Below are 3,613 nucleotides of genomic sequence, written 5' to 3'. Positions count from 1 at the left end.
TGTCAGTCTGTAGAGCGACCATAAGACCAGAACAGAGTAAATCTGTTAAGGCAGGTGCGAAAAATCCTTCGGGAAAGAAGCAGAAACCTAAATCGTGAGGTTTGGGAATCACCGTCCGTTTACGGCGGTGAGGATGTCAAACTAACTAATCCTACGTTAATTGTCAACGCCTGCCTCTGATCTGTAAGTAGATTGAAGGCCTAACGGCGAGCGTCACCGGCGGCAGTAGCTTTGGGTAATTATCAACGTCTAGTATAAGGTCGGGTGCAGTGATACGTTAGGCTTAAGCGATTAAAGGTAGCAAAAAAAAGAATTAGATTCGGATTTCCCTCCTTGTCCTCCTTGTCTTGTCTTCACAGGTTTGTAAAATACCTACACCTGTGAGCCCCAGGAAAAAATTTTTCAGCAAGCCCTATTTGTGTTATAATTAGTTGGTCAAAAATGCTGGTGTAGCTCAGTGGTAGAGCAGCTGATTTGTAATCAGCCGGTCGCGGGTTCAAATCCCATCACCAGCTTCAATCTCTCACTCCTAATCGAACTTTAAAAAACCCACTCCCCACTCCCTGCTCCCCTATACTTTCTAAACAGGATTTAGTATCAGTAGTCAGGAGAATTAAGAATGAATAATAGTCGATTAAATGGTGTATTTACAGATTTTATGCCATTTAATCCTTATTTTTGCCGTTTTTGAACCCTAAAAAATTAATTATGCAAGAGCGTCTAATTTGTGGATTTCATCCCTCCGGTTGGAATCAAGAGGAAAATTGCCCCGATTGGCAAACCGAAGACCCCTGAACGGGAATTCAAACCGGACAAAACCATACTAGGGGCTGGGGTCCGCAACTGTGGCACACTAGAGAGTATAACTGAATTGACGGTAAGCCCTTGACTAATCAAATTACCCCTTTCGACCCCCTTCACAACCACGACGAGACGGGACATGACCACGAGTCAAAAGGGACTCCCCACGTCCATAGCGAAGCTTCCCTGAAGCAAATTATTAACCGTCTCTCGCGCATCGAAGGACATATTCGCGGCATCAAGACGATGGTATCGGAAAATCGCCCCTGTCCCGAAGTTTTGATGCAAATTGCCGCTATTCGCGGGGCGATTGATCGCGTCGCCAGAATGATCCTCGACGAACATCTGAGCGAATGTATTGCCCGGGCTGCCCAGGAAGGTAGTATCGAGACAGAAATTGAAGAATTAAAGGCCGCCTTGGATCGCTTTTTACCGTAGATTGTGCTATAATGAGAAGTTGGCATTTTTTAGGCAGAGAGCGATTACAGGAGGTGAATTAGGTTAATGACCCAAGTGGTAGTTGGTCAGAACGAGGCGATCGAATCAGCCCTGCGTCGTTTTAAGCGACAGGTAGCGAAAGCGGGAATTTATGCGGATATCAAAAAGCATCAATTTTTTGAAACCCCTCAAGAAAAGAGAAAGCGTAAAGCAGTAGCCCGGAGACGACAAAGAACCCGTCGTCGTTAAAATTCCCCAAGTCAGAAGCCGCTCGCAAGCTTCTGGCTTGCTTTTATTTTAACCCGGTTTTGGGGGTTGGGTTTTAGGGGTGTGGGAAGTGGGGTGTGGGGTTGGGGGATGGGGAGATAGGGAGAAAAAAGCTGATTACTGATTACTGATCACTGATAACTGACTCCTGAAGGCTTTTTCGCTTAAGATAAAGTTTAGCCCTCGATCGAGTTCTAGTGTTTTCATGGTTTTACAACTGCGGGTCTACGTTCCCGAACATCCTCTGGTTAAGCATTGGCTGGCGATCGCCCGCGATCAAAATACCCCCTCGGTACTGTTTAAAACAGCGATGACGGAACTAGGGCGCTGGTTAACCTACGAAGCGGCGCGGCAATGGTTGCCGACGCTGGAAACTAGCGTTAAAACCCCTCTAGCGGAATGTGCCGCTACTTTTATCGATCCTAGCGTACCGATCGCCGTAGTTCCGATTTTACGGGCAGGATTAGCCCTGTTGGAAGGGGCGCAAAGCCTTTTACCCCTAGCTAGTACCTATCACCTCGGTTTGGCCAGAAATGAGGAAACCCTGGAGGTGAGTTGTTATTTAAATAAATTACCGGCCAGTTTTGATCCGGCCACGAGAGTCTTAATTCTCGAACCGATGTTAGCCACGGGGGGATCAATTTCAATGGCAATGGCAGAAATTACCGGCAGAGGCGTTGATCCTACCCTGATTCGCCTGATTTCCGTGGTGGCTGCCCCGCCGGCTTTACAGAAATTGAGTCAAAATTATCCCAGCTTGAACATCTATACGGCTATTATCGATGAAGGATTAAATAGCCGCGGTTACATCGTGCCGGGATTGGGCGATGCCGGCGATCGAGCTTTTGGAACCTATTAGGAGAAAAAGGGATTATGAGTCAGCGAGATGGGTTTACGGGCGGTTTTTTAGCCGGTGCGATTGTCGGTGGTTTAGTGGGCGGTGTTTTGGGGACAGTGTTGGCTAATCGCGGCCGTCGCGGTTTAGCAGATGGTGATAATCAAGCTTTTTTAGAGGAGATCCGCAATGGGCGCTTGACTCCAGAGGAAGGCATGGAAGTGGCCCGCCGCAGTTTAGAAGATAAAATTGCCCAGTTAAATCTAGCGATCGATGATGTGCGTCAACAGTTAGGAGCGGTACAGGAAAACGGTAGCGATCATTAAATAGGGCTGGCCGAATAAATCTAAAAACCTTGTTGGATAATATCTTAAGAATAATGTGTTGACAATTAGGCAGAGCCTTGTAACCAGGAAAAACAATCATCGCTTAGACTTTATCGCACAAAAACAACGAAATATAAAACCGTAATTTTCTGTTAGAATTGGCAGTAATCAAACACCACGCTTGCAGGAGCTATGGTTAACCTCACCTATAACAAAAATCGCCCTCTTCCCAGCGCCGAAGAATTGCCATCTTCCGACGAAACTCCAGTGGATAATCAGTTACAGAATGATATTCCCAATCTGCTGCTAAGTTTATTAGCCTTAATTTGGTCTGGTCGAGATGATTGGTATTTTGGGGTAGATATGGCTGTCTATTACAACCCAGAGGAATCAGCTTTTGTTCCCGATGGTTTCTTAGCGGTTGGAGTCAACCATGATACGGGAGAAAGAGGTCGGTTAAGCTATATTTTGTGGGGAGAAAAGTATATCTTGCCGATTTGGTTTTTAGAGGTAATTTCCGAGAAGTATAATAGTGAGTATGAGGAAAAATTCTTAAATTACCAAACCCTGGGGATTCCGTATTATGCAATATACAATCCTTTGAGTGGCAGAAGGGGAAGATTTAAAAACCGACAAAGATTAGAGGTATATAAATTAATCTCAGCAGTTTATTGTAGGTTGGGTTGACGCAAGGAAACCCAACAAAGAGTAACGAGAGAGTCAAAATAGCGATCGCCGATTCAGACAGATTTGGCGATTGGGTGTTGGGTTTCGTTCCTCAACCCAACCTACAGTAATCACAGTTACAATAGATCTCTTGCATAAGTCTAGACAAAATAGGATAAAATAGTCCAAGAGTTAAGATTGAAAGATGAATTACGAACAAGTAAAAACTTTAAAGCCAACAGAGTTCAAACGCTTGTGTGGCGTGTATCCAGATACATTT

The 3,613-nt window shown here is 45.2% G+C and carries 4 protein-coding genes, 1 tRNA gene and 1 pseudogene; all 6 read left to right on the top strand.

Annotated features, from left to right (window positions below; all coding sequences use genetic code 11):
• Positions 1–443: 443 nt before the first annotated feature.
• Positions 444–515: transfer RNA gene (locus IM477_RS08830), tRNA-Thr, on the top strand.
• 370 nt (positions 516–885) lie between these two features.
• Positions 886–1,239: a metal-sensing transcriptional repressor gene (locus IM477_RS08825; protein ID WP_002781887.1), complete on the top strand. Its 354-nt coding sequence runs from the start codon at positions 886–888 to the stop codon at positions 1,237–1,239.
• Between the two features lie 66 nt (positions 1,240–1,305).
• Complete coding sequence (gene rpsU / locus IM477_RS08820; RefSeq protein WP_002738938.1) at positions 1,306–1,488, top strand: 30S ribosomal protein S21; 183 nt, start codon at positions 1,306–1,308, stop codon at positions 1,486–1,488.
• A gap of 223 nt (positions 1,489–1,711) precedes the next feature.
• Complete coding sequence (upp, locus tag IM477_RS08815; RefSeq protein ID WP_012265397.1) at positions 1,712–2,365, top strand: uracil phosphoribosyltransferase; 654 nt, start codon at positions 1,712–1,714, stop codon at positions 2,363–2,365.
• 14 nt (positions 2,366–2,379) lie between these two features.
• Positions 2,380–2,667 carry a ssl2009 family thylakoid membrane protein gene (locus IM477_RS08810; RefSeq protein ID WP_287673044.1) on the top strand — a complete coding sequence of 96 codons (288 nt, stop codon included), beginning with the start codon at positions 2,380–2,382 and terminating at the stop codon, positions 2,665–2,667.
• 192 nt (positions 2,668–2,859) lie between these two features.
• Positions 2,860–3,339 (top strand): annotated as a pseudogene (locus IM477_RS08805) (Uma2 family endonuclease); the annotation flags it as partial.
• Between the last annotated feature and the right edge of the window lie 274 nt (positions 3,340–3,613).

This window comes from Microcystis sp. M090S1 (assembly GCF_020246295.1).
Classification (GTDB): domain Bacteria; phylum Cyanobacteriota; class Cyanobacteriia; order Cyanobacteriales; family Microcystaceae; genus Microcystis; species Microcystis aeruginosa.
This window is presented reverse-complemented; position numbering and strand designations above follow the sequence as displayed.

Bases quoted from the DNA above. Each gene is read 5' to 3' on its own strand.
- rpsU (WP_002738938.1), top strand. From the start codon at position 1,306: ATGACCCAAGTGGTAGTTGGTCAGAACGAGGCGATCGAATCAGCCCTG.
- upp (WP_012265397.1), top strand. From the start codon at position 1,712: ATGGTTTTACAACTGCGGGTCTACGTTCCCGAACATCCTCTGGTTAAG.
- IM477_RS08810 (WP_287673044.1), top strand. From the start codon at position 2,380: ATGAGTCAGCGAGATGGGTTTACGGGCGGTTTTTTAGCCGGTGCGATT.